This is a genomic window from Salinifilum ghardaiensis (genome assembly GCF_054491345.1).
Genome location: NZ_CM137101.1, coordinates 1,331,178 through 1,356,305, shown reverse-complemented (window position 1 = coordinate 1,356,305; position 25,128 = coordinate 1,331,178). Strand labels below are relative to the sequence as shown.

The 25,128-nt window shown below is 68.2% G+C and carries 19 protein-coding genes and 3 CRISPR repeat arrays; of the genes, 14 read left to right on the top strand and 5 right to left on the bottom strand.

From position 1 onward, the window contains the following. The first annotated feature begins 181 nt into the window (after window positions 1-181). From ACVGV0_RS06140 to ACVGV0_RS06105, 8 genes are all read left to right on the top strand, one after another. Window positions 182-2,221 carry an arabinofuranosyltransferase gene (locus ACVGV0_RS06140; protein WP_459158887.1) on the top strand — a complete coding sequence of 680 codons (2,040 nt, stop codon included), beginning with the start codon at window positions 182-184 and terminating at the stop codon, window positions 2,219-2,221. Window positions 2,222-2,596: 375 nt separating this feature from the next. Then, window positions 2,597-3,925 carry an SLC13 family permease gene (locus ACVGV0_RS06135; RefSeq protein WP_459158886.1) on the top strand — a complete coding sequence of 443 codons (1,329 nt, stop codon included), beginning with the start codon at window positions 2,597-2,599 and terminating at the stop codon, window positions 3,923-3,925. Window positions 3,926-4,264: 339 nt separating this feature from the next. Then, complete coding sequence (locus ACVGV0_RS06130) at window positions 4,265-5,323, top strand: fatty acid desaturase family protein (protein WP_459159938.1); 1,059 nt, start codon at window positions 4,265-4,267, stop codon at window positions 5,321-5,323. A 214-nt stretch (window positions 5,324-5,537) separates the two neighbouring features. Further along, a complete protein-coding gene (locus ACVGV0_RS06125) occupies window positions 5,538-7,601 on the top strand; it encodes a putative bifunctional diguanylate cyclase/phosphodiesterase (RefSeq protein ID WP_459158885.1) in 2,064 nt (687 codons plus the stop codon). A 97-nt stretch (window positions 7,602-7,698) separates the two neighbouring features. Beyond that, window positions 7,699-8,373, top strand: coding sequence for a GAF domain-containing protein (locus tag ACVGV0_RS06120; protein ID WP_459158884.1), 675 nt, complete (start codon window positions 7,699-7,701; stop codon window positions 8,371-8,373). A 37-nt stretch (window positions 8,374-8,410) separates the two neighbouring features. Beyond that, a complete protein-coding gene (locus ACVGV0_RS06115; RefSeq protein ID WP_459158883.1) occupies window positions 8,411-9,169 on the top strand; it encodes a GAF and ANTAR domain-containing protein in 759 nt (252 codons plus the stop codon). 467 nt (window positions 9,170-9,636) lie between these two features. Then, window positions 9,637-10,476 (top strand): SAM-dependent methyltransferase, encoded by an 840-nt coding sequence (locus tag ACVGV0_RS06110; RefSeq protein ID WP_459158882.1) that lies wholly within the window; start codon window positions 9,637-9,639, stop codon window positions 10,474-10,476. Between the two features lie 767 nt (window positions 10,477-11,243). Next, on the top strand, window positions 11,244-11,714 hold the full coding sequence (locus ACVGV0_RS06105; RefSeq protein WP_459158881.1) for a DUF6973 domain-containing protein: 471 nt from the start codon (window positions 11,244-11,246) through the stop codon (window positions 11,712-11,714). Window positions 11,715-12,333: 619 nt separating this feature from the next. Here ACVGV0_RS06105 and ACVGV0_RS06100 read toward each other — a convergent pair. From ACVGV0_RS06100 to ACVGV0_RS06090, 3 genes are read right to left on the bottom strand one after another with little or no spacing between them, the layout of a single operon-like run. Further along, on the bottom strand, window positions 12,334-14,307 hold the full coding sequence (locus ACVGV0_RS06100) for a hypothetical protein (protein WP_459158880.1): 1,974 nt from the start codon (window positions 14,305-14,307) through the stop codon (window positions 12,334-12,336). After that, window positions 14,304-15,452, bottom strand: a complete 1,149-nt coding sequence (locus ACVGV0_RS06095) for a 5'-methylthioadenosine/S-adenosylhomocysteine nucleosidase family protein (RefSeq protein WP_459158879.1) — start codon at window positions 15,450-15,452, stop codon at window positions 14,304-14,306. Before ACVGV0_RS06095 ends, ACVGV0_RS06100 begins: the two co-directional genes overlap by 4 nt. After that, window positions 15,452-16,177: an NUDIX hydrolase gene (locus tag ACVGV0_RS06090; RefSeq protein WP_459158878.1), complete on the bottom strand. Its 726-nt coding sequence runs from the start codon at window positions 16,175-16,177 to the stop codon at window positions 15,452-15,454. The genes ACVGV0_RS06095 and ACVGV0_RS06090 overlap by 1 nt, the downstream gene beginning before the upstream one ends. 561 nt (window positions 16,178-16,738) lie before the next feature. Between ACVGV0_RS06090 and ACVGV0_RS06085 the strand changes: the two genes are divergently transcribed. Continuing rightward, window positions 16,739-17,161 carry a hypothetical protein gene (locus ACVGV0_RS06085; protein ID WP_459158877.1) on the top strand — a complete coding sequence of 141 codons (423 nt, stop codon included), beginning with the start codon at window positions 16,739-16,741 and terminating at the stop codon, window positions 17,159-17,161. Next, window positions 17,154-17,540: a hypothetical protein gene (locus tag ACVGV0_RS06080; protein ID WP_459158876.1), complete on the top strand. Its 387-nt coding sequence runs from the start codon at window positions 17,154-17,156 to the stop codon at window positions 17,538-17,540. Before ACVGV0_RS06085 ends, ACVGV0_RS06080 begins: the two co-directional genes overlap by 8 nt. A 287-nt stretch (window positions 17,541-17,827) precedes the next feature. Here the strand turns inward: ACVGV0_RS06080 and ACVGV0_RS06075 are convergent, their stop codons facing one another. Together ACVGV0_RS06075 and ACVGV0_RS06070 are read right to left on the bottom strand one after the other, a co-directional pair. Next, on the bottom strand, window positions 17,828-18,157 hold the full coding sequence (locus ACVGV0_RS06075; RefSeq protein WP_459158875.1) for a tyrosine-type recombinase/integrase: 330 nt from the start codon (window positions 18,155-18,157) through the stop codon (window positions 17,828-17,830). Window positions 18,158-18,226: 69 nt separating this feature from the next. Further along, the gene (locus tag ACVGV0_RS06070) at window positions 18,227-19,126 is read right to left on the bottom strand and encodes a tyrosine-type recombinase/integrase (protein ID WP_459158874.1); all 900 of its coding nucleotides are present in this window, start codon (window positions 19,124-19,126) and stop codon (window positions 18,227-18,229) included. A 658-nt stretch (window positions 19,127-19,784) separates the two neighbouring features. After that, a CRISPR array of direct repeats spans window positions 19,785-20,239; the repeat unit is 28 nt. A gap of 645 nt (window positions 20,240-20,884) precedes the next feature. After that, window positions 20,885-21,340: a CRISPR direct-repeat array (repeat unit 28 nt; unit sequence GGATCACCCCCGCGTGCGCGGGGAGCAC). Between the two features lie 295 nt (window positions 21,341-21,635). Between ACVGV0_RS06070 and ACVGV0_RS06065 the strand changes: the two genes are divergently transcribed. The 4 genes from ACVGV0_RS06065 to ACVGV0_RS06050 all read left to right on the top strand — a co-directional run bounded on the left by ACVGV0_RS06065 (window position 21,636) and on the right by ACVGV0_RS06050 (window position 25,100). Next, the gene (locus ACVGV0_RS06065) at window positions 21,636-22,169 is read left to right on the top strand and encodes a hypothetical protein (protein ID WP_459158873.1); all 534 of its coding nucleotides are present in this window, start codon (window positions 21,636-21,638) and stop codon (window positions 22,167-22,169) included. Beyond that, window positions 22,139-23,242 carry a hypothetical protein gene (locus ACVGV0_RS06060; protein ID WP_459158872.1) on the top strand — a complete coding sequence of 368 codons (1,104 nt, stop codon included), beginning with the start codon at window positions 22,139-22,141 and terminating at the stop codon, window positions 23,240-23,242. Before ACVGV0_RS06065 ends, ACVGV0_RS06060 begins: the two co-directional genes overlap by 31 nt. Before the next feature lie 163 nt (window positions 23,243-23,405). Continuing rightward, a CRISPR array of direct repeats spans window positions 23,406-23,676; the repeat unit is 27 nt; unit sequence GCTCTCCACGCACGTGGAGGTGATCCG. A gap of 324 nt (window positions 23,677-24,000) precedes the next feature. Next, window positions 24,001-24,822, top strand: coding sequence for an SAM-dependent methyltransferase (locus ACVGV0_RS06055; RefSeq protein ID WP_459158871.1), 822 nt, complete (start codon window positions 24,001-24,003; stop codon window positions 24,820-24,822). 14 nt (window positions 24,823-24,836) lie between these two features. Then, on the top strand, window positions 24,837-25,100 hold the full coding sequence (locus tag ACVGV0_RS06050; RefSeq protein ID WP_459158870.1) for a hypothetical protein: 264 nt from the start codon (window positions 24,837-24,839) through the stop codon (window positions 25,098-25,100). The last annotated feature ends 28 nt before the right edge of the window (window positions 25,101-25,128 follow it).

Here is a 25,128-nt window from a genome sequence, read left to right as displayed (position 1 = left end):
TGAACTCCCGGCGAACACCGGGCGTACCCGGAGGGGACGCGGACCGCGGCGACCGCGGCATCCGAGGAGCGCACGATCGCACCGCAGCCCCCCGATCACCCCCGTGCACGGCGTCTAGGAGCATCTGCCCGAGACGCACCAGCCGAGGTCGCCACCCCCGACGTGATCAGCGAGGTCGCCCGTGACCGAAACCGTGCCGCGCCCGGCGACGGTCGATCCGAGTTCGCGGGAGCAGCCGCACCGCTCCTCGTCGACGCGCCCGCGGGTGCTCAACACCGTGCTCGAGCTCGGGGCGGGCTCCGTGCTCGCGGTCGTGGTGAGCATGCTGCTGCAGTTCGCCATCGCGCACCTGGGCTTCAGCGAGCCCGGTTACGCACCGGAGGGATTGACGGTGACGGGAGTCGCCGCTGCCCTGGGAGTGCTGGCGCTGCTGGCGGTGTACGGCTACCGGCGTCGACCGCGGTGGTTGCTGCTGGGCGGCACCTGGACCGCTCTGTCCGCTTTCACCACGGTGGCGCTGGCGACACCGCTGCAGAGCACGCGCTACTTCTTCGGCGGTTCGGGAGGCGACAACGCCTTCCGGATGCAGTACATGACCCGGATGGCCGAGACGCTGGGCCTGGCCGACATGAACTACGCCGACGCCGCGCCGTACTACCCGGCCGGCTGGTTCTGGTTGGGCGGTCGTTTCGCCAACCTCCTGGGCTGGCCGGGCTGGGCCGCGTACAAGCCCTACTCCATCGTGTGGATCGCGGTGGCGGCGGTCGTGGCGTTCACGCTGTGGAGCCTGCTGGTGAACCGCCGCCTCGCCCTGCTCGCGGCGTCGGCGACCACGCTGATCGGGATGGCGACCGGCGGGTTCGTGTGGACCCCGATCGGCGTCGGGGAGCCCTACGCCTGGCCGTCGGCGGCCTGGCTGCCCCCGATCGCGGTGCTGACCTGGCGCGCGCTGGGGCACGCCTCCCGCCCGTCGTACTGGACGCTGGTCGGCATCGGGGCCTACCTCGGCTTCGCCGCGGCCACCTACACCCTCTACTTCGGATTCGCCGTGCTGCTCACGGTGACCATGGCCGTCGTGCTCGCGGTGCTGCGGGTGCGCGGCGGCGAGCGGGCGGTGCCCGTGGCGCGCGACCAGTTCCTGCGGCTCGTGCCGATCGGAGCTGTGAGCCTCGCGATCGCGCTGCTGGTGTGGGTCCCGTACCTGCTGGCCACGGACTTCCTGCTGAACGCCCCCTCGAGCGCCGCACCGCGCTACCTGGCCTCGGGGAGCGCGTACCTGCCGGTGCCGATGACGGAGGCCGGTGCCTTCGGGGCGATCTGCCTGGCCGGGCTGGCCTGGCTGGTCCTGCGGTGCCGCCGCCACGACACCGCGGCCGCGCTGCTGTGCGTGGCCATCGCGGTGTACGGGTGGTTCGGCCTGTCCACGCTGGCCCTGTTCGCCGACACCTCGCTGCTGGCCTTCCGGATGCACCCGGTGTTCGAGCTGGTGCTGGCCACGGCCGGGATCTTCGGTGCCGCGGAGCTGCTCGCCCACCTGCGGCGCACGAACGCGGTCCGGAACTCGGCCCTGCCCCTCACCGCCTTCGCCGCCGTCCTCGGCCTGCTGGGTGCGATCAGCCTGGAGCACGAGGCGCTCAAGGGGAACCTGGCCGGGGGCCTGCAGCTCGCCTACGAGGACCACTACCCGTCCGGCGTCAACGCGCAGGGCGCGAGCGATCCCACCACCGACGGCGCGCACAACGACGAGCTCATCGCCGCGATCGACGAGCTCTCCGGGCGGCAACCCGAGGACAACGTCGTGCTCACCACCCACTTCGAGCCGCTGGTGTTCCGGCCGTACTGGGGCTTCCAGCACAAGACCCCGCACTACGCCAGCCCGGTCGCCCACTACGACCAGCGCAACGACGTGATCACCAGGTGGTCGCACGCGCAGGACAGCCGGCAGCTGCTGACCATGCTCGACCGCAGCGACTTCGCCGCGCCGAACGTGTTCGTCCTGCGCAACCCCTCCGCGCAAGGTGGCGCGAACATCGACCCGGCCACCAAGGAGCGGGCCACCCCGCGCACCTCCGACGACTTCACCATGACCATCAGGGAGGACGCCTTCCCCCGCATGCCCGGGCACTACGAGTACCAGGTGCACTTCGACCCCGCGGTGTTCCACTCGCCGGAGTTCAGCCACCGCCAGGCCGGACCGTTCACCGTCATCGCCCGCCGCTGACCCTCCCCGGCGCGGCGCCGCGCGGGCCGCTCCCGCCACTCGTGCTTCCGGGAGCCCGCCGCGGCGGCGCGCCGGGCGCTGCGCCCCCCACCCTCGGCGCACGCCCCGCCACGAGCGGTGTCCGCTGTGGCCGGACACCGCGAGGGCGGGAGCACTCGTTGCGGAAAGCGCTCCTCCGGAAAACGCACCACCGGGGAGAAAACGGAAACCCCGCCCGCAGAATTGTTCCGAACAGCATGAGTGCGCGTTTTCTAGCGATTTTGTTGCGGATGTTGGCCCTGTGTACGCTGCCGCCCCCGAATCGGTCCGCGCGTTCTCGCCCGGACAGCACCCGCACCAGCCACCGGCGTCTCGAGGCCTGCCATGACCTTGCACGTGATCGCACTGCTCCTGCTGGCGCTGATGTTCGCGGCCGCCTCCCTGTGGTCGGTCAACCTGGGCGTCCTCGCGCTGGTCGGCGCGTTCGTCATCGGAGTCGGCGCCGCCGGACTCGACCCGGACGCGGTCCTGGACGGGTTCCCGGGCGACCTGTTCGTCATGCTCGTGGGCGTGACCTACCTGTTCAGCATCGCCCAGCAGAACGGGTCGCTGCAGCGCATCGTGGAGAGCGGGATGCGGGTGGTGGGCAACCGCACCGTCGCGATCCCGTGGCTGATGTTCGCGGTCACCACGGCCGTCGCCGCCGCCGGCGCGCTGAGCGCGGCGGCGGTGGCGATCGTGTCACCTCTGGCGATGCGCATCGCCGAACAGCACCGGTTGAACCCGCTGCTGATGGGCCTGATGGTGGTCCAGGGCGCCACCGCCGGTTCCTTCTCGCCGCTCAGCCCGTTCGGGGCCATCACCAACGACCTGCTCAAGTCGAGTTCCCTGCCGTCCCAGCAGGGCTCGCTGTTCCTCCACTCCTTCCTGTTCAACCTCGCCCTGGCCGTGGTGGTCTTCGTCGTCTTCGGCGGGCTCAAGCTCATCCGCGATCGCGTGCGCACGGCGAACTCGGCAGCGCAGCAACGCGTTCTGGTCGGCGCCGCACCCGGGGGATCGACCACGACCGGCGGATCGGCCGACTCGGCCGACGAGCCGGCCGACGAGGAGGGGACCCCCGAGGCGCCCGCGGGGCGGCTGAACACCGAGCAGGTCATCACCCTGCTCGGCATCGCCTCGTTGATCGTCGGCGCGACCGCGTTCCAGCTCGACGTGGGATTCACCGCGTTGACGATCGGGCTGCTGCTGACCGCGTTCGGGCCGAACCGCTACTCCCAGACCCTCACCAGCCTGCCGTGGTCGGCGATCGTGCTGGTGTGCGGCGTGCTGACCTACGTCACCGCGCTCGAGGAAATCGGGACGATCGAGTTCCTCCAGAAGTCCATCACCGTGTCCGGCAACCCGCTGCTCACCGCGCTGGCCGCCGCCTACATCGGCGGCCTCGTCTCCGCGTTCGCCTCCACCGCCGGGATCCTCGGGGCCTCGATCCCGCTGACCATCCCGCTGCTGGAGGACGGTCTGCTGCCGATCACCGGCACGATCACCGCCGTGGCCATCGCCTCCAGCGTGGTCGACGTCAGTCCCATGTCGACGAACGGAGCGCTGCTGGTGGCCAACCAGCGCGGCATGGAAGCGAAGCTGTTCTTCCGGAAGCTCCTGTCCTGGGCCGTTCCCGTCATCGCGCTGGCGCCCGCCGCGTGCTGGCTCATCTTCGTCGCCATCTGACCGGCGCCGCGCACGGGGAAGCCCCGCCGGCCGGCGGGGCTTCCCCGTGCGCGGCCTGTGTCCGTGCCCGCCCTCGAGCGCGGCGACGCTCCGCTGCCGAGCCCCTGTTGATCACGGAACTCCGCGCAGAGCCGTTTCCCCGGCAGTCCCCCGGCCCTCTTCACTCGATCGAAGAGCCGCGTGCGGAGGTCCCGAGGCGGGAATAGGGTGCTGCGCGCGAAGCTCGGTGGGGCGTGGTTGAACAGGGGCGAACCTAGCAGGAGGCCGATCATGACTTCCGGTGCAGAGCACGCGGATGGCCGACGGGGCTCTCGACGCTCCCGGGCGGACTCCGGGGAGATGCCGGAGAAGCCGGAGGAAGGTCCGGCCGGTGAGGGCGCAGGACGGGGCAGCGACTTCGCAGACCTCGTTCGAACGGTCAAACAACGCGGCTTGCTGGGGCGCCGCCGCCGCTATTACGCGTGGAAGATGGGTCTCAACGGTGCGACGTTGGCGATCGTCGCGTGGGGGTTCGCGTCGCTCGGGGATTCCTGGTGGCAGCTCATCACGGCGGTCGTCCTGGGCGGCGTGTTCACTCAGCTGGCCTTCATCGGACACGACGCCGGGCACCGCCAGATCTTTCGCACTCGTCGGGCGAACGATGTGGTGGGTCATGTCCACGGGTGCCTCACGGGGATCAGCTACGGCTGGTGGGTCGGCAAGCACCGGCGCCACCATGCCAATCCGAACCACGAGGATGCGGACCCGGATATCGACATCCAGGCCCTGGCCTTCACCTCCGAGCAATCCCGGACCAAGCGCGGAGTGCACCGGTGGATGGCGAAGTACCAGGCGTTCCTGTTCCTTCCGCTGCTGACCTTGGAGGGGATCGCCCTCCACGTGCGCAGCGCCCGGGCCGTGCTGGGCCAGCAGGTGAAGGCGCACCGCGTGGAAACCGCTCTGCTCACTGGTCATGTCGCGGGGTACTTGGCGTCGGTGCTCCTCGTGCTGTCACCGATCAAAGCGGTGGCGTTCATCGCGCTGCACCAAGCGGTGTGGGGCGTGTACATGGGGTGTGCATTCGCGCCCAACCACAAGGGAATGCCGGTCCTCTCCCGGACCGAGCAGATGGACTTCCTGCGCAAGCAGGTGCTCACCTCCCGGAACATCCGCGGGAGCCGCTTCGTGGACTTCCTGCTCGGCGGTCTGAACTACCAGATCGAGCACCACCTCTTCCCCAGCATGCCGCGACCGAACCTGCGTCACGCGCAGCGCATCGTGCGCGAACACTGCGCCAGCCGAGGAGTGCTGTACAGCCAGTGCGGCCTGTTCCACTCCTACGCACTGGTCTTGCGGCACCTGCACGCGGTCGGTGAGCCACTGCGGAACCCCTCGCGCGCATGCGCTCCACCGGCATGACGCCTCGCGTGCGCCGGCGTCGTCGACGTGGAACGCGAGTGCGGCGGAGGCGCTCACTCGGGGGCCGGCCACGCCGACGGCCCGCAGAGCAGGCGATGAGCACGTCTCGAAGGATGCGGCGTAACGTTGCGAAGCACTTCCTCCTTCACGGACGGTGTGGACATGACTACGCTGCTGCTTTCGGGTGTTCCGTCGTTGAGCTCGAGGTGAGACGGTGCGCACTCCTCTGCCCGGTGATCAGCTGGCCTGGACCGCCATAGCCCGCAAGTTGTGGCTGCCGGAGGCGGCTGTGCTGGTCAGCGCCCCGGACGGGACGGTGGTGCGTGCCAGCGAGCAGGCAGCTGAGCTCGCCGGGGAGGCCTCACCCGACGGTTTGGTGGGCCGCAGGGTGACCGAGCTGTTGGTGCCTGACGGTGCGGTGTTGCGGCTGCGCGGGCGCGGTCCGGGCCTGAGCCTGGTGCGCACGGTGACCTGGCTGCACGGCGACGACGACCGGTTGCGGGTGACAGCCTTGGTCGACATCTCGGACCTGGCAGAAGTGTCGAGCCGAGTTCCGGTGCATCGGGGGGTCGGACGGGTCGAGCCCACCGCGGGCCTGGCAGGCCCTGCCCTGCGGGACCTGCAACGCGCGGCCCGGATCGGGATGTGGGAATGGGACGCGGTGCACGAGGTCATCCGTCCGTCAGGTGTTCTGCGCGAGCTCACCGGCCGGCAGCGTGACGTCGGAGTGCCCTTCGGGGAATACCTGGCCGCCGTGCACCCCGACGATCAGGCGCGGGTGCGCGAGGCCTGGTCGGTCCTGGTGAACCACCAGCACCCCGTCGAAGTCGAGCATCGCTACGTGCGGCCGGATGCCACGGTGCGGATGTTCCGCGTACGCGGCACGGCGACCCGGGACGACGAGGGCCGCGTGCACCTGAGCGGAACGGTCCAGGACATCACCGACCAGCGGGAAACGGCTCCCGCGACGTTTCCCGGCGCCGGCCGCGATGCCATAACCGGGTTGCCCAACCGCGCAGCTGCCCATGAACTGCTCACCGGTCTGCTCGGTCAGACCGGCGCCGGGAACGTGGCGGTGTTGACCTGCCGGATCGACAACTTCAAGCGGATCGTCACCTCGCTGGGGCACGACGCCGGGGACGAACTGCTCGTCGTCCTGGCTCGCCGCTTGACCGACGGGCTGGGGCAGGAGTGCATCCCCGCGCGCGTCACCGGCGAGGACGAGTTCGCGATCATCTGCTCCGGTCTCGCGACCTCAGGCGAGCTGGATGCGCTGACAGTTCAGGTATCCGGGCTGATGCAAACCCCGGCGCCGATACGAGGCCAGCTGCTGCAGGTTTCGACCTCCATCGGCGCCGCAGTTCACGACGGCCAAGCGGGCGTCGAGGATCTCCTGCGCTTCGCCACCGCGGCGATGGGCGAGGCCAGAGAGCAGGGTCTCGGCCAAGTGCACCAAGCCGGCCCGGCGCTGATGACCTCCGCGGACCAGCAGGTACGCATCGAAGGAGAACTGCGGGAGGCCGTGCACCGCGGCGAACTGGAGGTGCACTACCAGCCGATCGTCGGCGCCGACGGAACCATCCTCGCTGCGGAAGCGCTGGTGCGCTGGTCACACCCGGCCCGCGGACTGCTCACCCCGGGAGCGTTCCTACCGGTGGCCGAACGGGGCGGGCTGTTGCGCGAGCTCGACCACTGGGTCCTGCGCACCGCGCTGCACCACGCGGCTCGCTGGCACCAGCCGCACGGCAGGCACGTCGGTATCGCCGTGAACCTCTCCGGGCTCGTGCCCGCTGACCCGGGGTTCGACGATCTCGTCGAAGCGGCCGTGGTCGATTCCGGTCTCGACTGGCAGCGCCTGATCCTGGAACTGGTGGAGACCGAGCTGGGCAAGCCGCGCGTCCAGACCCGCCAAGGCATGCTGGGCGTCACGCGGCGCGGGGCCCGCTTCGCCATCGACGACTTCGGCACCGGCTACTCGTCCCTGGCGCGGTTCAAGCACTTGCCCACCGCTCTGATCAAGATCGACCGCCAGTTCACCGCCGGCGTCGAAGACGACCCCGCGGACCGGGCCCTGGTCCAGTCGATCATCGACATGACGCATGCCCTGGAACGACGCTGCATCGTCGAGGGCGTGGAAACGGCCGGGCAATTCCATGCGCTCGTCGAGCTCGGCGCGGACGCCTACCAGGGCTGGCTGTTCACCCAGGCGATGCCCGAAGCTGACTTCAGCGCCCTGCTGACCCGCTCACCTCTGTACGTCCCCCCGCGCGAGGCGTGATCGCCTTCAGAAACCCGGGGCAGACAGTCCACGGCAGAAGGGGGAACATGAACCTATGAGCACCCACGGGCGCACGCGGCTGCAAATGCTGCTCGCCTTGACCGATGAGGACCGCACCAGGTCGATGCTGGAGCTCATCGCCGCGCGCACGGTGTCCGCGCTGACCGTGTCCGGCGCGGGAATCACCGTGCTGTCCAGCAACGGGAACGGGTCCCTACCGCGACGTGGGCTGGTGTACGCCACAGACGCGATCAGTCACCAACTCGATCAACTGCAGGTGACCGTCGGCGAAGGCCCGTGCCTCGACGCGTTCGAGTCCGTGGCGCCGGTCCTGATCGAGGACCTGGTCTCCGACGGGGACAGGTGGCCCGGTTTCGCCCCGAGCGCCCACGAACTCGGGGTGGCCGCGGTGTTCTCCTTCCCCTTGCTGGTGGGGGTGGTGCAGCTGGGGTCGCTCGATGCCTACCGCGACGCCACCGGCCCGCTGAACGAGCAGGAATACAGCGACGCCCTCCTGCTCGCCCAGGCCGCCACCCAGGCCCTGCTGGAGGAGATCGGAGGACGCACCGCCGATGACGCGACGTGGCTGACCGACACCCACACACCCGTTCACGAAGCCACGGGCATGGTTGCTGCTCAGCTCGGCGTCACCATGGACGTAGCCCTGCTGCGCCTGCGCGCACATGCCTACACCCACGCTCTGCTGGTCACCGAGGTGGCCAGCCAGGTCACCACCAGGACCCTGCGCTTCAGCCCCGAAGCAACCGAATGAAGCCACCGCGTGGCACCGGTGAGGAAGAGACACAGTGATGAGCGACGAGCGCGAACAACACGTGGCCGAGGCCTTTGTCACCCTGGCCGACACACTCGTCGACGAGTTCGACGTACTCGACTTCCTGAACGCGCTGGCCGAACAGGCCACCGAACTGCTCAACATCTCGGCAGCCGGGGTCGTGCTGTCCGACCAGCGGGGCGGGCTCGCCACCACCGCCGCCTCGTCGCCGCAGGCGCGCGTGCTCGAACTCGTCGCCGTTCAAACCGACGACGGCCCCTGCAGGGACTGCCTCCACACCGGCACCATCGTGACCAGTTCGGAACTGGCCACCGAGACCGACCGCTGGCCCCGGTTCGCCCCCACCGCCGAACAACACGGCTACCGAGCGGCCTCGGCGGTACCGATGCGGCTGCGCGGCCAGATCATCGGAGCACTGACGCTGCTCAACGAGCGCCCCGGGCACGTCGACGAGAACAGCACTCGCCTCGGCCAGGCACTGGCCGACGTGGCCACCATCAGCATCCTGCAACAGCGCGCCATCGACCGCAGCGAAATCCTGTCCGAACAGCTCCAAGCCACCCTCAACAACAACGTCACCCTCGCCCAAGCCCGTGGAGTTCTCGCCGAACACGGCGACTTGTCCCTGCCGCAAGCCCACGCCCTGCTCCGCGCCCACGCGCGCCGAAGCAACCAGCGCCTTTCCGCGCTCGCCCGCAGCATCGCCGACGGAAGCCTCGAGCCGCACGCACTGCTCGACCACGGCGTCCCGGCGACGGACCGGGCATCCGATTAGGGCAGGCTCGGGGACGATCGGCTCGGTTGTGCGATTGGCCGTGGTGCTCATGGTTCAGGGGCGCGCGGTTGCCTACGTGGGCGGCGAACGCCTTGAGAACGACGGCGAAGCCGTCAACGCGAGGGGTCCGGCCCGTCATCGCGGATGAACGTAGCCGTGCGCCGGGTGATCGCGGTGCGAAACCGCGAGTCGTAGTCACCCAGGTAGTGACCCAGGAGCTCAGCGGGGTGCCGCCCGCCGAGAGAGATGCCCCGCTGACCTGGGAAAAGAGGGTGGGCGCAGCTGGGCTCGAACCAGCTGCCCCTTGCTTGCAAGTCAACGCGCCACGCGGGCGACCTCGGGCTGCGCACTCCGTGACCTGCGAGGAGGCCGCACGAGCCCGCAGACGTCCGCGACCCTGGCCACTGGCCACCCGATCGTGTATCCAGTACCGAGTGCGATCAGGAGAGGCTGCGCAGGGGGTACCGATGGACCGCGAGGACGTCCCGAGCACGCACGCGCACCCGGATCACGGCGATCCGGACGGTGCGGCGACCGCACCCGCGGTGGATACCGCCACCCCGAACGTCGCCCGGATGTACGACTACTACCTCGGCGGATCAGCCAACTTCGCCGCCGACCGCGACGCCGCCGAACGGGCCTTGGCCATCACCCCGGAAATCGGACGGTTCGCCCGAACGAACCGCTCCTTCCTCCACCGCGCCGTGACGCACCTGTGCGAGCAGGGCATCGACCAGTTCCTCGACCTCGGCTCCGGGATCCCCACCGCCGGCAACGTCCACGAGATCGCCCACCAGCACGACCCGCACGCCCGCGTGGCCTACGTCGACCACGAAGTCATCGCCGTGACCTACGCCCGGAGGCTGCTGGCAGGTGATCCGCGCGTGAGCGTCACGCACGCCGACGTCCGCGAGCCCGAACAGGTCCTGTCCGCCCCGGGCGTTGCCGAGCTGCTGGACTTCACCCGCCCCGTGGCCGTGCTCGCCGTGGCCATCCTGCACTTCGTGCCCGACAGCGACGACCCCTCAGGCATCCTGCGGTCCTACCGCGCCGCCTGCGCCCCGGGCAGCTACGTGGCGCTGACCCACACCGCCACCACCACCATGGCCGAGCAGGAAGTCGACAACGGCCAACGGGTCTACAGCAGCACCACCACCCCGCTGATCATCCGCGACCGCACCGAAATCGCCGCGTTCCTCGAAGACCGCACACCGGTCGAACCCGGCCTCGTACCCGTGAACCACTGGCCCACCACCGGCGACGAGACCCCCGCCAACGGCTACGCCGCCATCATCCACTTGCCGTGAGCACCTCGAAGAACGCGCTGCGCGCAGCGCCATGACCACGCCAGTCCGGGGGCCTCCCGACGGGGCCGCGTTGACGCACCTCGGCGCCGAGGGGCTCCGCGTGCGGGCGGTCGGGGCCGGGGAGGGGAAGACCCGGCCCGACCGCGTCGGTGATGCCGCTGCGGCCGGCCCGTCGTCGAGCCGCAGAACGGTTCCGGGAACGCAGAGGCCTGCACTCCCCCGCGGACGCACCGCACAGCCCGAACCGCGGTCGATCTCGGCCTGAGGGGCGAGATCGACCCGGGAATTTCCGAATCGACCCGGGATTTTCCGATCGTGGCGACGAGTTGAAGCGAATTCCTGCGGCGCATGCGGGAGAGCTGCCAGCATGGCGGCGAGTTGATCACAATTCAGCACCAGGTCGGCAGCGGGCGTCGGGGGCGTTGAAATGCGAGCAGATGCCGGTACGAACCAAGGGGGAAGCACCCGGAGCCGCGGAACCCCCGCTCTCGGTGCGCTGTGGACGCTGGCTCTGTTCGGTTGGATCGTCCTGCTGGGGATCGAGTGGTACCTCACCGGCTCGACGGCGTGCCCGTTGACTCCCACCTCGTCCGTCTACGGGACTGCCGAGTGGTCGTGGCTCCCACCGGGACGTACGTGCACGTGGCAGCTGCCTGGGGGACGCACACCGATGCGCCGTCACTGGCGCGCGTGGGCATCGCACTGCTCTTCATCTTGTGGGGCGGCAGCCTGCTGGTGCTTCGCCGCAACCGAAAAGGAGCGTAGGCATGGCGGACAACGGAGACCTGGGGGCCGAGAAGCTCCGGGACGCGACCTTACGCGAACGGGATCAAGCAGGAATTCGAGCAAGCGCCCACTACTGCCCGCCGGGGCGGGGCGAGGCGCTGGACTGCGTGTGGGCCGTCGGTCCGTTCGACTGCAACACCGCGCGTGCCGATTCCGAGACCGCTCTGGCCAGTGCGCAGACCGAGTTCCCGAACCTCGCAGGGCACAACGACAAAGCTGACGCGTACCGGCACTGCTACTGGAACGCGCTGATGACCGCGCACATCGGCGCGGACCAGGCCGAGGAAGTCGCTGACCTGCACGAGGACAACAACCCCAACCCGCCCGGCGAACGGACCATGGACCTGCACAACAACGCGGTCGGCCGCAACCTCGGCGCTGCCAACGAGGCCCAGGCCAAATCGATGTCCTTGGCCGCGGCCAACGACGGCCGCTTGCGGCTGGCACCCTGATGCAGTAGCGCTCCTGAGGCCCCAAATGAGTCCCAGGAGCGCTCATCGCTCGTCGTAATCGTGCGCTCGCAAGCTAGCGCACCCCGCGGACGACCTCGGGATTCATACGCCCTGACCTGCGAAGGTAGTTCGTTCGAGTCCGGGGACGTCCGCGGCCCTCTGGCCGCGCTGTCACCCGATGTGTTCCCCGGAGACCGACTGCTGCGCGGGATGGATCGGAGCCGGCGAGGTGATCACCCGAGGTCGTTCCCTCCGAGGTCGTTCCCTCGTGCGCGAGGAGCACCACAGTGACGCTGCTGCGCTGATCTGCACCCGCGGATCACCCCCGCGTGCGCGGGGAACACCCTTGATGACCAGGGACGTCAGCAGACGGAACCCCGCTGCAGGTTCAGTCCGCGCAAGGAGCACGCAGAGCCGAGCGGACTCGGAAGACCGGCCTGCTCGCCGCCCAGCAATTCCGCGCTACCCGGAGGTACAAGCTCAGCTACACGAACCCCCGCGCCCGGCACGGGCGGTTGCGGCACCTCTGCCGCCTGACGACGCGACATCCGAACGCGCCAGCATGCTCACTCCACGCCCAGCAGACACACTGGACCCTGGTGACAGCATCGGCTCTCGATCAGTAGGAAGCGGCGTCGGCTTGATGTGTTGTGGTGGTGTCGCGCCGGATCCATGCTTTGCCTTCGGCGGAGATGCCTTCCAGGACGTGCAGGGCGTGGGTGAAGCCGGTGGAGTCGAGGCTCATTTGGGACAGCCTGGGCTCATCAGGGCCGTCCTGTTCGAAGTTCCGCTTAGGCTCGGTGACGTCGATGGTCCGGGTAGGTCCGTTAGTGAGCGTCAGCTCCAGGGTGTAGTCGTAGCCGCCAGACTCGATCACACGGAGCGATGAGACGGCATCGAAGCGGAAGTGACCGCGTTCGTTCCCGTGAAAGGAGCCGGTTTCGACCTGGAGCTGCTTGGCCAGTTCCCGAACACCTTCTTCCGTGAGTAAGAAGAGGCGTAGCTCGTATTTCGAGTAGCGCCACGGACCACCATCGACGCGTGCTCTCTTGCAGCTCTTCGCGGGGGTTTGCACGATCGTGTGGGCGGTAATGTCGCGCCATGCGAGGTGGTAGTGCCGCAGCGCTTCGTCGATGAGCAGGACCCTGTCGCATCGCAGCCAGCTTTCCATCTCGTCCTCGGTGGGGCAGGTGGATTCCAGCTTGTGTGTCCATCGTCGGTACTCTGCTTCGCGGGCTTCCAGCTCGCGTGCGCGTTCCTGTGTCTCTTCGGCGACTCGCCGGCGTTCGTAGAGGATGCGCCACCACCGGATCGTGGCGACTCGTCCACTTGCCGCTGCGGCGAGCACGCTGGCCAGTGTCAGCAGCGGGGCTGCTCGTACGGTCACATCGACGACGGCACAGGCCGCCAGAGCACTCATCGTGAGCGCCGACAGGCACCAAGCCTGTGTGGACGCCGGCGTCCGGTACTGCTGGCGATATGCGAACAGGCGTTCCTCGCGCCACCGTTGTCGGACATCGCGGATCAGGTGTCGGATCAGCCATCTGACACGGCCGGCCTGGATTCTGCTTTCGCGATAGAGCTCAACGACTTCGTCGCGCAGCGCGGCGCGGGGCCCCTGGGTGTCGCGCAGCCAGACCGAACGGTCCACGTCCTTGGGAGCGTACTTGTGGGCATAGTGCTGGAAATCGCGGTCGACCTGTCTGGCGAATCCGCCTTCGGGGGCCTCGCGGCCGCGGAAGCGGACGGCGTACTCGCGCTCCTTGGTGCGGAGGCGTTGTGTCCGGTACCGCCACTCGAATGCCGATCGGGACGCGACCGCTGCGCCTGCCACCATCACCAGGTAAGCGATTACTGCTAAGGGTGTCGGATGTTGTAGGAGGATCCATCCAAAGACTCCGAGAGTCCCAGTGAGTCCTCCGGTCGCCAAGGCGGCGTACAGGCGGTCTTCGGGGGTGGTTGCGTTCGGCTCAGGGCGTCGGACTCGAGGCTGGATCGGATCGGGCTGGAAGTAGGCCCATACCCGGTTGCCTCGGTCGCCCGCGAGTTGTCCGTGTTTGGCAGTGCGCCGCGTCTCCGCCCAGAGGCTGTCCTTCATCCCGCCGGTCAGCACGAGGTCGCAGTGACGCACGATCTTCTCGCGTTGCAGTGCTGGAAGATCCTGCAGCTTCTTCATTGCCGGCGCGGGATCGCGGTCAGGACTGTCGAGATGCTCGAGCAGCTCGCATAACACTTCGAGTGCCCGCGCCCACTCGCTGTCCGCATACGTGGCGAGGTGGTCAGGCAGCTGTCCGAACTGCCCTCTCTCGTCGGCGGTCAGCTCGCGGTACGAGCGTTTACTCAACAGAGCCAGCGCCAAGTGGAAGCGCACTTCCGCGCCATCATAGTCGCGGGCGATGGCTTCGTGGATCCACTCGCGGGCCCGAAGTGGTACCCCGTTGTCCAGATAGTTGACACCGACCTGGTACTTCACTTCGGGCGGATCGTCGGGGGAGGCCATGTAGACGTTGGAGTTGTGCACCCGTTCGGCCTGGATACCTACGGTGGAACCGGATTCGGCGGTGTTGCTCGTCGTGCTCTCGCTCTCGCTCATGACAGGCCGTTCACCGCCGTGATTAACGTCGCGACCTTGGCAGCCACCTCGGTGGCCTCGTCGATCAGTCCGCGCAGGCGCTTAAGCGCGACCACGAACCTGCTCTTGCCCTCGGGCGTGTTCTCTTCCAGCGCCTCGTCCGCGAGGTTGAGCTCATCCTGCGCCGCCTCGTAGGTGGGGGAATCGAGCTTCCCGGCCGCACGTGCACGTGCGAGTTCGTCACGGACTGAGGCGAGCTCGGCAGCAAGATCAGTAGTCGTCTCGGTCGGTCGTGCCGCACCGATCGTGATGGTGCTGTTGGTGACGTCTCTGGCCTGGATTCCGACTGTGCTTCCGTGCGCGATGTTGGAGACCTCGCCGCTGCTGGACTTGTTCCGAGGCTGCATCAAGCTGCTCTCCTGTTCAGTGATGAGTTCGCCGGCGAGACGCGTGGCGAATGCTGCGGCGTTGTCGGCCGCCCGCGGCTGCCAGGCACCGTCACCGTCGCTGTTCTTGGTTCCATCGGCCTTGTCGCTGATTCCGCGCACGATCGCCACCGGGGAGCCGTTGAGGTGCCCGGCCTGTGCCACACCAGCGGATTCCATCTCAATGGCCAGAGCATCGTTGTAGTGCTGGCGGAGCCACTCCGCTTCGTAGGAGATTCGCGAGTTGTGCACGACCTCCCCGGCAGCGATGGCACCGAAATGGACCCTCGGACGACGATTACCGGTCCTGGATTCGTCCGTCCAGTCATCAATGCGGGCCACGTGCGAGGCGAGCTGGCTGAGCCCGTGTTCGGCCTCCCACACACGGGGTCTGGCCTTGAGCCCGTCGTCCTCGCTGGTGCCGCCGTGGTAGGCGTAGACGTGCGTGGCCACCACGACATCGCCCAGTGGGGTTGCATCCCACATCGCCCCGGCCACGCCGACGAACAGGACGGCCGCCGGCTCGAACTCCTGGATGGCCCGCTCAGCCAGGACAGCCGCCGACTGGTTTCCCTTGTTCGTCAGCGCAAGCGCGATCTGGCAACTCGTACCGCGCAGGGCACCGACCTCGAACCGAGTACCCCGCTCATGCAGCTGTAGCTGCGGATTCACCAGCCTGCGCCGCACGGCGTCGTACTCGAGATTCAGGGCGGTGAGCACCACCACCATGTTTTCCGTCATCACGCTCCCTCACCGTCGAGCGATTGCGGTCTCACCAACGGCGGGTACAACACCGTCGTCGGCCCGGCCCGGAACAGTCGCGCCGGGCGCCCCTTCGTTGCCCTGCGCTCCTGCCCGACAGGCTCGAGAAACCCGGCAATCTTCTGCACCTTCCGGTAGAAGTTCCGCGGATCCAGTCCCACTCCCCACACGACTTCGTAGACCTGCTGCAGCTCCGCAATCGTGAACTCCTCCCGGCAAAACGCGGTCGCCAGCGCCGAATGCTCGAGCTTGCCCCGGGCACGCTCGACACCGTCGGTCACGATCCGGCGATGGTCGAAAGCCAACTCAACCCGGCCGGACAACACGTCCACGGCCGACTCCCACCTGGCATCGACAGCATCTGTCCCTGCCACCGGATCCGGGAGCCCAGGTGCGATCGCCAGGTATGCCACCGAAATGACTCGACCCCGAGGATCCCGATCCGGTGCCCCGTAAGTGCCCAGCTGCTCCAGATGCAACAGAGCTGCGTCCAGGTTTGCCTCTTCCTGAAGCTCCCGGCAGGCGGCATCGAGGATGTCCTCACCAGGGTGGTTCAAAAAGCCACCGGGCAGAGCGCGCGCACCCCGGTACGGGTCGACACCACGCTCGACCAGCAGCACGCGAAGCTCCTGCTCCCGCAGCGTGAGGATCACCAGGTCCACCGTGACGAGAACTTCCGGCGGCGACCACGACTCATCGATCACGACGACGAGAGTATCTTACTGTCACTTAGACAGGAAGGCCGATTTGGCCGCCAGGCCCACTTCGACGATGGTCACCAGGCCACGAGTTGGTACCGGTCAGACCAGCGAGCGCAGGCAAGAGCCGAGCTTCAGCGAGCCAACGAGGCTCTCAAACGGGCCGCAACGCTCATCGGCGATAGAGCCCGATCCACCACTGCGAGCGTCCGCCGAACAGCCCCTCGTGTGCGGCCGAACTCCGTAGATTTCCGGCGATGTTGTCAAAGCAGGGTTGCGAGCCACGCTTCTTCGCTAGCCTGAGCGCGCTTGATCAAACAGGGGGTGTCGGTGCTGATCGCACCGACAGAAGGAGGGAACAACCCCGTGCGAAGTGTTCGCAGGGCACTCGTGACCTTTGTAGTAGCGGCAGTCGGGTTAGGGCTCACTGCTCCGTCCGCTACGGCAACTGGCCTTGACACGCCCGCGCCACCGGGCGCGGCTGGGTCGGATGAGTTCGCCGCTGGCATCGCGGCCGCGCAGGCGGGAACGTCGCCATACGTGAAGGCATCATCGCCCGCGCAAGCCATGAAGATCCTGAACGCATTGGAGTCACCACAGACGGCGAGCCCCTCGGCGAAAGCGGCCGCGGCCAATGTCCGGTACGGCCCGTGCACGCTCAAGCCGGATGTCATTCACCTACGCACGTCACGAGGGAAGAAAGCGGTGGGCATGAAGCCGCTGACGCAATGCAGTGTTCCCGTGACCTCCATCCGCCACGACACCGATCTGCGCTACAAATGGTGGTTGTGGTGGTGGCTGGCCGACAGCTACCCCGGCCCCGGCAACCGCGGCGCGAAGAGGTACGAGCAGAAGAACGTCGAGTACCCGTGCGACGGCACGGACTCGACGACATGGGCCGGTACCACGCTCGGCACCATCGTCTACGGTGGTGACACCTACTACGCTCGGGTTTATCAAACCCCCCAGGACTTGGAGTGCGGTGCGTGAGCCGATCGTGCGGTTGGTGTACGAGCGCACCAGCCCACCAGGAGTCGACGCTGGCATCGAGCCGCTGATCGCGGTGTGTGCCACCGAGGACGAGGCCGAAAGCCTCGAGCAGGTCAGTGCCGCCCGCGGTCGGTATGCTTCCTGGGAACACCACACCCTGCAGGACGCCGCCGGCCGTACCGCCCCGCTGGTCGACGGCGAGATGGTGCACGTGGTGCTGCTCGGCGAGGTGAACGCCGAGCCCCGCGATCCTACCGGCATCGCTGTCTACACCGACCGCACCGCCGCGGAACAGCGCGCCGACGACGAGCTCCAACGCACCGGAGACTCTGACTACCACACCGTGTCGCTACCGATCGGGTGGCGCGCCACCACCTGACCGCGCGGCGTTCCGTGCCAAGACCGTGTCTCACGTGGGGAGTTTCTTGTAGCAGGTAAGGGCGGCTGCGAGGGCGAGGAGTGGTAAGCGTGCTTGTCGGTGTACGTGGCGTGGTCGGCGGGTTCGAGGAGGTCCTCGAGCGTGGCCGCACCTGCGGAGGCGATGCCGGTGCCGACGCTGGCGGTGACGACCAGCTCCCGTTCGGCAAGGTGCATGGGTTCGGCGATGCTGGACGCGACGTCACGGGCGGTCTCGGGGATCTGCTCCCGAAACCGCGCAGCGAGCTTCTAGTACGGGCTCGTCTTGGCCCTCTCCGTGGGGCTGAGCTGCTGCGGACGTTCCGGCACCCGGTTCGCCAAGGCAGCCGATGCTCGCTGGTCGACCTCCGAGACCCACGCCGAGTACACCCGCGAGGTCGTCATGCCGCCGCTACCGTGACCGAGCCGGCCAGCCACCGTGCGCACGTCGACGCCTGAGGAGATGAGCTCGGTGGCCGAGTAGTGCCGCAACTTGTGCAGCGTCGCGTCGATCCCCAGGCGAGTTGCCATGCGCTCGTACCGCTGCGTCACCGAGCTCGGCACCAGCCCCGTCGAGGCATCCGGATTGAGGCTGAGCACGAAGCCATCATCGGATGAGCGGATCACCGAGCGTCTCAGCACGAACCCGACACCGGTCGCGATGCTCGGTCAGGATTTCGACGCTGACCTCGTCGAGGGCCACGCGGCGATGCTGGTGGGTCTTGGTGCCCTTCTCGAACCACCTTCTGCTCGGGGTCGACGGCGATCGCACGCTCCAGCGAGAGCACGGCCGTCCCGAAATCCACGTCGCGCCACCGAAGCGCGCACAGCTCTCCGCGGCGAGCACCGGTGGTCATCGCAATCCACAGCAAGGTGCCCCAGTCCGGGTCCTGCCAGGCCTCGTGCAACAGCTGGACCGCTTCCTCTGCACTCGGCGGCTTCGGACGAGCCGGCGGCGACGCGGGCGGTTCGGCTTGCGGGACCGGGTTCACCGCGACCCACTTCCACCGCACGGCGCGCTTGAACGCCCCGGACAGCAGGTAGTGAATGTGGCGGATCGCTGTCGCACCGAGCGGCGTGCACTCGTGCGAGCCGCACCGGTGGTCGCACTCGTGCTTGCCCCTCGTGCGGTGATCCCTCCGCCGCTTGCCGGTGCAGGTCTCGGCAGCGCCGCAGCTCGGCATGCAGCGAGTCCAACGCATCGACGTCCAGCGAGCCGACCTTGACCTCGCCGATGAACGGAGCGATGTGGTGCTTCAAGTACGAGCGGTACTGCTGTCGCGTGCTCGGCTCTTCGTCGAAGTACTGGTCCAGGTACCGGGTCACGAGCTGATTGACCGTGGCAGCCGTCCGCGGGTTCCGCTGCTCGTCGACCTGGTTCAGCAGACGGGTCTGCACCTTCTCGGCTTCGCGGTGCGCTTGAGGCCCCGCGGGCACCGTCTCCTGCAAGTAGTGCCGGCGCTTGGTCACGGGGTCGAAGCCCGCGTAGACCTTCACTCGCAGGGCCCCACTCGGCAGCTCCTCGACAGTGCCCCGCGGACGTTTGCGGCGTGCTTTGGACCTCGTCATGGATCAAGGACAAGGCCCGTTCGCACCACGTTTGGGGCCACGAACTCCCGATCCGGTTCAAGCGACGCGGCGTTCTCGCAGGTCAAAGGTGGTGGGCGCAGCTGGGCTCGAACCAGCGACCCCTTGCTTGTAAGCTAACGCACCCCGCGGGCAACCTCGGAGCGCATACTCGGTGACCTGCGAAGAGAGGTCGTACGAGTCCGCAGACGTCCGCGGCCTTCTGGCCGCGTTGTCACCCAAGTTGTCACCCAGAAGTCGATTGCGACGAGGGGTGGAGCACAGCCGGCGAGGGTGATCATCCGATGTCGCTCCCTCGTGCGCGAGGAGCACCACCACATCGGCCGGCTCGACCCCGCCCTGCCGGAATCACCTCGCCTGCGGGTCACCCCGTGCACGCGCTCAACGCACCGCTGGAGAGGGCCACCCCGCATGTGACGGGAACTACCGACCGCAAGCAGCGATGCAGCACATCGCCAACGGACCCCCACGTGCGCGGCGAGTGCTCCGGGACGCTGCCGTAGCGTCCGGCCAACCGGGACCACCCCCGCGTGCGCGGGGAGCACTCGGCATTGACCCGGTCGACGACCTCTTCCTGGGGACCACCCCCCGCGTGCGCGGGGACCACCATCGCAGACGGGATTCCCATCGCAGTCCGTCCGGACCACCCCCGCGTGCGCGGGGACTACCACCCCACAAGGAGCAACGCCATGTCGGTGACCGGACCACCCCCGCGTGCGCGGGGACTACCTCAAAGCCGATAACGCCCGCGCGGTCAAAGCCGGACCACCCCCGCGTGCGCGGGGACTACGCAGGCATCATGGTCTCGGACATCGGGAATCCCGGACCACCCCCGCGTGCGCGGGGACTACGGAACCCCCCGCCACCTGCAACCAATCGGCCACGGACCACCCCCGCGTGCGCGGGGACTACTGACTGCTGGACACGATCACCCGACTGTTGGCCGGACCACCCCCGCGTGCGCGGGGACTACCCGAGGGCGACACGTTGATGCACGGTCGGGGCCGGACCACCCCCGCGTGCGCGGGGACTACTCGGCGTTGCGGTTGCGGGACATGTTGGGGGCCGGACCACCCCCGCGTGCGCGGGGACTACCCTTTTTGACCTGGAACGATAGCAGGCCGACACTCGCTGTCGATTCAGTCCGTTCGCAGCGCCCCAGGGGGCGGGACACCGGGAAGTCCGGCAACCCCCGGAACCACTCGGGCGACGAGGATGCCGAGCCCGGCGAGGAGCAACACCACGAGGACGACGCCGCCGAGGCATTCAGCGCCGGCCGGTGCGCGTGCGAACGCCACGCCAGGTGCGCTTACCCGTACGGCTCTACGAAACCCGAATGCGGCGCGTCCCTCCTGTCACGAGCGCCGAGCGCAGTCCGAAGCACGTCCATCAGCGACCAGACCAACTCCCCCGCCCGGCGTCCGAGAGGGCTCGCGGCCGCGTACCGGGCGTCAGCACATCGGCTCGGGCGCTCTCGAACGACTTGAGCCGAGGAAGCCCTGGCGCGGCTGCGGGAGACCCGGTCTGGTGCGAACTTCGCGCGGACCGACCAGTCGGCCGGGCAGCCGTACCTGGACGCAGAACCCGGAGTATCCGGGGGCTCAACACACGAACCGAAACGTAGGGGCACCGGCAGAATCAGCGAGCAGGCGGTCACGCATTGCTGAGCGCCTCCCGCCGGAGCACACCCACGTGCGCACGGGACTACTCCCACTGCACGTTGCCGACTGCTTCCAGGACCGGACCACCCCCGCCTGAGCGGGGACCACTTCGCGCCTGCCACGTCCATCCCGTGCGCGTAGGGATCACCCCCGCGTGCGCGGGGAGCACACGTCGGCCGACGTTGTTGCGGACCAGTCCGACGGATCACCCCCGCGTGCGCGGGGAGCACTGCAATTCCTCGGAGGGCAAATCGGGGTAGAGGGGATCACCCCCGCGTGCGCGGGGAGCACACTGCCTACGGCCTAGTGATCATGGCCGCATCCGGATCACCCCCGCGTGCGCGGGGAGCACGCGCCCTCGTGGATGAGGTGCGCCCCGGTGCTGGGATCACCCCCGCGTGCGCGGGGAGCACTTTCCGGGCCCGTTCTGGCTGCGGGACTGTTCCGGATCACCCCCGCGTGCGCGGGGAGCACGCCCTTCACGTTGTTGGCCGCGTCGATCGCTGCGGATCACCCCCGCGTGCGCGGGGAGCACCCTTTTTGACCAGGAACGATAGCAGACCGAGACCCGCTGTACATTCAGTCCGCTTGGCGGTGCCGCTCGGCCGACGAGATCGATACCGCCCTCCTCCGCAACAACCTCCCCAACCGCACTTCCCGCAACTGCACAGCCCCGCCTGCTCGGCGCACGGACAGCACGCTGCTGGGGAGCCGAGAGTGTCGGACGCTCCTCGTACGCTGCCCCCATGCAGCGAGCGTCGAAAGGCCGAGTGTCGAAAAGCACTGCGCGCCCTCCGATCGGGGATCCCGTTCTGCGTGCTCGGCTGTTCGTGACCTCCTACGCACCCCTGTTCGCGATCTTCGCGGCGCGGTCCACCCCGGAACACTGGTGGCCGTTCAACGGAGGATGGTGGCCCTTCCTCATCTGGACGGTGTTGGCCGTCGTCGGGATCCTCGACGGGTTCCGCCTGGTGCGCGGCACCACGCGCAAGAGCGCGATCCCGGTCACCCTCGTCGAGGTCAAGGAGCACAGTACGGTGGTCGCCGGCTACCTCGCGACGTACCTGCTGCCGTTCGTCGCAGCGCCACCGAAGAACGCCGGGGACTGGGTGGGCTATGCGATCTACTTCCTCGTGCTCCTCACGGTGTTCGTGCGCTCCGATTTCGCCGTCATCAACCCCACCCTCTACCTGGCGGGCCGGCAGGTCGTCAGCGCAACGCGGACTCTCCCGTCCCGTGACGAGCCAGGGCACTCGGCCACCGAAGAAGTGCTCGTCATCTGCCGGCATCCGCCACGTCCAGGCGCTACCGTCCCGCTGGTTCATTTCGTAGGATGCTGGGTGACCAAGATCGACAAGAGATGATTGCCAGCATGACCGGAGACGATGCGCCCGCTTGGGGAGATCTCCCCCTCGACGGTGATCCTCGACTCATCCTGGGGTGGAGGCCGAAGCAGCGCCGCCTGGAGGGCCAACGCCTCAACATCCACGAAGACGCGTTCGCCGACCTGCGGGAGATCGCACGGGGCGCCCTCGATGACCTCGCCGAGCGCACCGCACGTCCTTACGAGCCACACGCCAATTTGGACGGACAGGACGAGTACTTCGCGCTCACCCTGGATGAAATACCCGGGGCGGACCTGAACGAGGTCCTCTCGAGGGATGCGTCCGCGGGAGCCACTGCGGACCGGACCGCCGGCGGCGGAAAGGCGGCTTCCAGCACGCCATCCGAGCCCACGCCCGATGAGGAAGGCAACGCGGCCGACCTGCTGCGCCTGCTGCGCACCGCCGACCAGAACGAGCCGATGCACCCCAAGGCCATCGGGCAGCAGCGCTACCACTTCTACGCGATCTGCTTCGGCACCGGCGACTCCGTCACGGCATTCGTCCAGAAGACCGATCCCCGGCGCTCGCTCAAACGTGGACGCCGGTTCTTCCAGTACCACGACACCCTCCGATCCGCGAAGGCACCGGACCTGGTCCTCGACGAGAAGGTCAGCTTCGTCATCCACGACCGGCAGGTCGCCATCACCCATTCACAGGACTTCACCGACCTCCTCGCCGATGTCGGCATCGCCCTGCGCGACGTCCCCACCAACGTCGACAGGATCGCGACGACGCTGGAGCCCGTCGCGCCCCTCAACGACGACTCCCGAGACGCGCTGCGCACCCTCGCGGGCACCCGGACGTCCTTGGCGGGCAGGCTGCACCGATTGCAGCGCCGCCTGGGGGAACTCGCGCTCGACACGGACCAGGTACTCGCCGCTGCCAAGCGGCACATGGACGACCCGAGCAAGATCATCGAAGACGACGGGACTTTCACCTTCAACGACCTGCCAGGGGTGCACACGTTCCTGGACCTCGCCGAAGGCCGCCTGTTCGAAGACGACTTCACCGGTGAACGGCGTCGCGCCGACCGCTGGTCAACGCGCTCCTAACCACCTCGTCGCCAACGAACAGGACCACACCATCGCCATCACCGGAGATGAGCGTCGTCGCGTCCTCGACGTCGACGGCCTCAACGTCATGAGTTTCCAAGCCGTGCCCGCCCCCTCTTCGAAATGAACAACTGCCCTTCTCAAAGCGCAGGTCATGAAGGGTGCTCTCCACGCACGTGGAGGTGATCCGCCATGGGTGGTTCTCCTGCCCTCGTTGTGTTCGTGCTCTCCACGCACGTGGAGGTGATCCGTCACCGCGGCGATGAACTTCCGCCCGAGGCGGGCGCTCTCCACGCACGTGGAGGTGATCCGCCGAGCGGGACCAGTGGTTGGCCGGTCCGTTCGCGCTCTCCACGCACGTGGAGGTGATCCGGGGCCGATCAGGGCGCCGAGGAGATGACTGGGGTGCTCTCCACGCACGTGGAGGTGTCGGCCGCCTTTCGATGCAAACCAAGGAGTTTCGACGGCTCCATCGGCCCGCGTTCGTACGCCCACACAGCGGCGATCGATCCGGTGCGCGCAACGCCAGCCCCGGGGCTCGCTGCTGAACGGTCGCCATAGACGCTTCACTCGCCTTGACCACGCGTGGTGACCGACCGTATCGACGGGACGCGTCCCTGTGGAGGCGATCCGGAACAATCACCACCAACCCACCGCGGACGACGGTCGAGGACCGGCGTCCGTGCGGATGCCATCACAGGTAGGTCACTCGGTCGGCGCATCAAGGACGTGCCCGGGATTTGGCACGATCGCCGTCGATGGATGCTGAGACGCTGCCACCCGCTGTCGACCCGTCCGTGCCGAGCCCGGCGCGCGTGTACGACTACGCCCTCGGCGGTGCGCAGAACTTCGCCGCCGACCGCGCCGTTCTCGACCAGATCACCGAGATCTTCCCCGCGACCCCGCAACCCGCGCGCGACAACCGGGACTTCCTGCGACGGGCGGTGCGCTTCTGCAGCGAGCACGGCATCCGCCGGTTCCTCGACCTGGGCTCGGGCGTGCCGACCGTCGGCAACGTCCACGAGATCGCCCAGCAGCACGATCCCGACGCCCGCATCGTCTACGTCGACAACGATCCGGTCGCCGCCGCCCACGCCCACCGACTCCTCGACGGAGTGGCCGGCGTGACCATGCTGCAGCAGGACATGCGCGACACCGAGCACCTCCTCCACCAGCCCGAGGTGCAGGCCCTGTTCGACGACCAGGAGCCCGTCGCGGTGCTCATGGTGGCCATGGCCCACTACCTCAAACCCGCCGACGACCCGGTCGGCATCCTGCGCGCCTACCGCGAGGCGATGCCACCCGGCTCGTACCTGGTGTTCTCGCACATGACCGGAGACGACTTCCCCGACCAGCTCGCCCAAACCATCGCCGTCTTCAACGCCGACGTCGCCGAAGACGACCAGATGCTCCTGCGCAGCCACGCGGAACAGCACCAGCTGCTCGAGGCCAGCGGGTTCACCCTCGTCGACCCCGGCCTGACCTACCCGGCGTGCTGGCGACCGGAAACCACCCTCACCCCCGACAACGACCCCCGCAACGCCACCTTCTACGCCGCCGTCGCCCACCCGCGCCGGTAAGCAGGGGCGGCGACGTGACCAGCAGTGAACTACGCAAAGCGTTCGTCCAGCTGGACCAGGCGACAACGCCGACGGACCTCGTGGCGGCAGCGAGGTACGCCCAGCTCCTCGTGCAGCCGTACCGACGACGCGACGCGCCGAGCCTGCAGGCAGCGATCCAGCAGCACGATGTCGCTCTGGATCGCGACGGCGGGATCGAGGATGCCTGGGGCGATCTCGTGGCCGTGCACGCAAACGCCGCCCATGCGCTCGCCGAGGAGCTCCTGAACGATCCTTAGGGGCAGAACTGCCAGGCACACCTGGCAG

Bases quoted from the DNA above. Each gene is read 5' to 3' on its own strand.
- ACVGV0_RS06130 (WP_459159938.1), top strand. From the start codon at position 4,265: ATGCCGGAGAAGCCGGAGGAAGGTCCGGCCGGTGAGGGCGCAGGACGG.
- ACVGV0_RS06115 (WP_459158883.1), top strand. From the start codon at position 8,411: ATGAGCGACGAGCGCGAACAACACGTGGCCGAGGCCTTTGTCACCCTG.
- ACVGV0_RS06110 (WP_459158882.1), top strand. From the start codon at position 9,637: ATGGACCGCGAGGACGTCCCGAGCACGCACGCGCACCCGGATCACGGC.
- ACVGV0_RS06105 (WP_459158881.1), top strand. From the start codon at position 11,244: ATGGCGGACAACGGAGACCTGGGGGCCGAGAAGCTCCGGGACGCGACC.
- ACVGV0_RS06100 (WP_459158880.1), bottom strand. From the start codon at position 14,307: ATGAGCGAGAGCGAGAGCACGACGAGCAACACCGCCGAATCCGGTTCC.
- ACVGV0_RS06095 (WP_459158879.1), bottom strand. From the start codon at position 15,452: ATGACGGAAAACATGGTGGTGGTGCTCACCGCCCTGAATCTCGAGTAC.
- ACVGV0_RS06085 (WP_459158877.1), top strand. From the start codon at position 16,739: ATGAAGATCCTGAACGCATTGGAGTCACCACAGACGGCGAGCCCCTCG.
- ACVGV0_RS06070 (WP_459158874.1), bottom strand. From the start codon at position 19,126: ATGACGAGGTCCAAAGCACGCCGCAAACGTCCGCGGGGCACTGTCGAG.
- ACVGV0_RS06060 (WP_459158872.1), top strand. From the start codon at position 22,139: ATGCTGGGTGACCAAGATCGACAAGAGATGATTGCCAGCATGACCGGA.
- ACVGV0_RS06055 (WP_459158871.1), top strand. From the start codon at position 24,001: ATGGATGCTGAGACGCTGCCACCCGCTGTCGACCCGTCCGTGCCGAGC.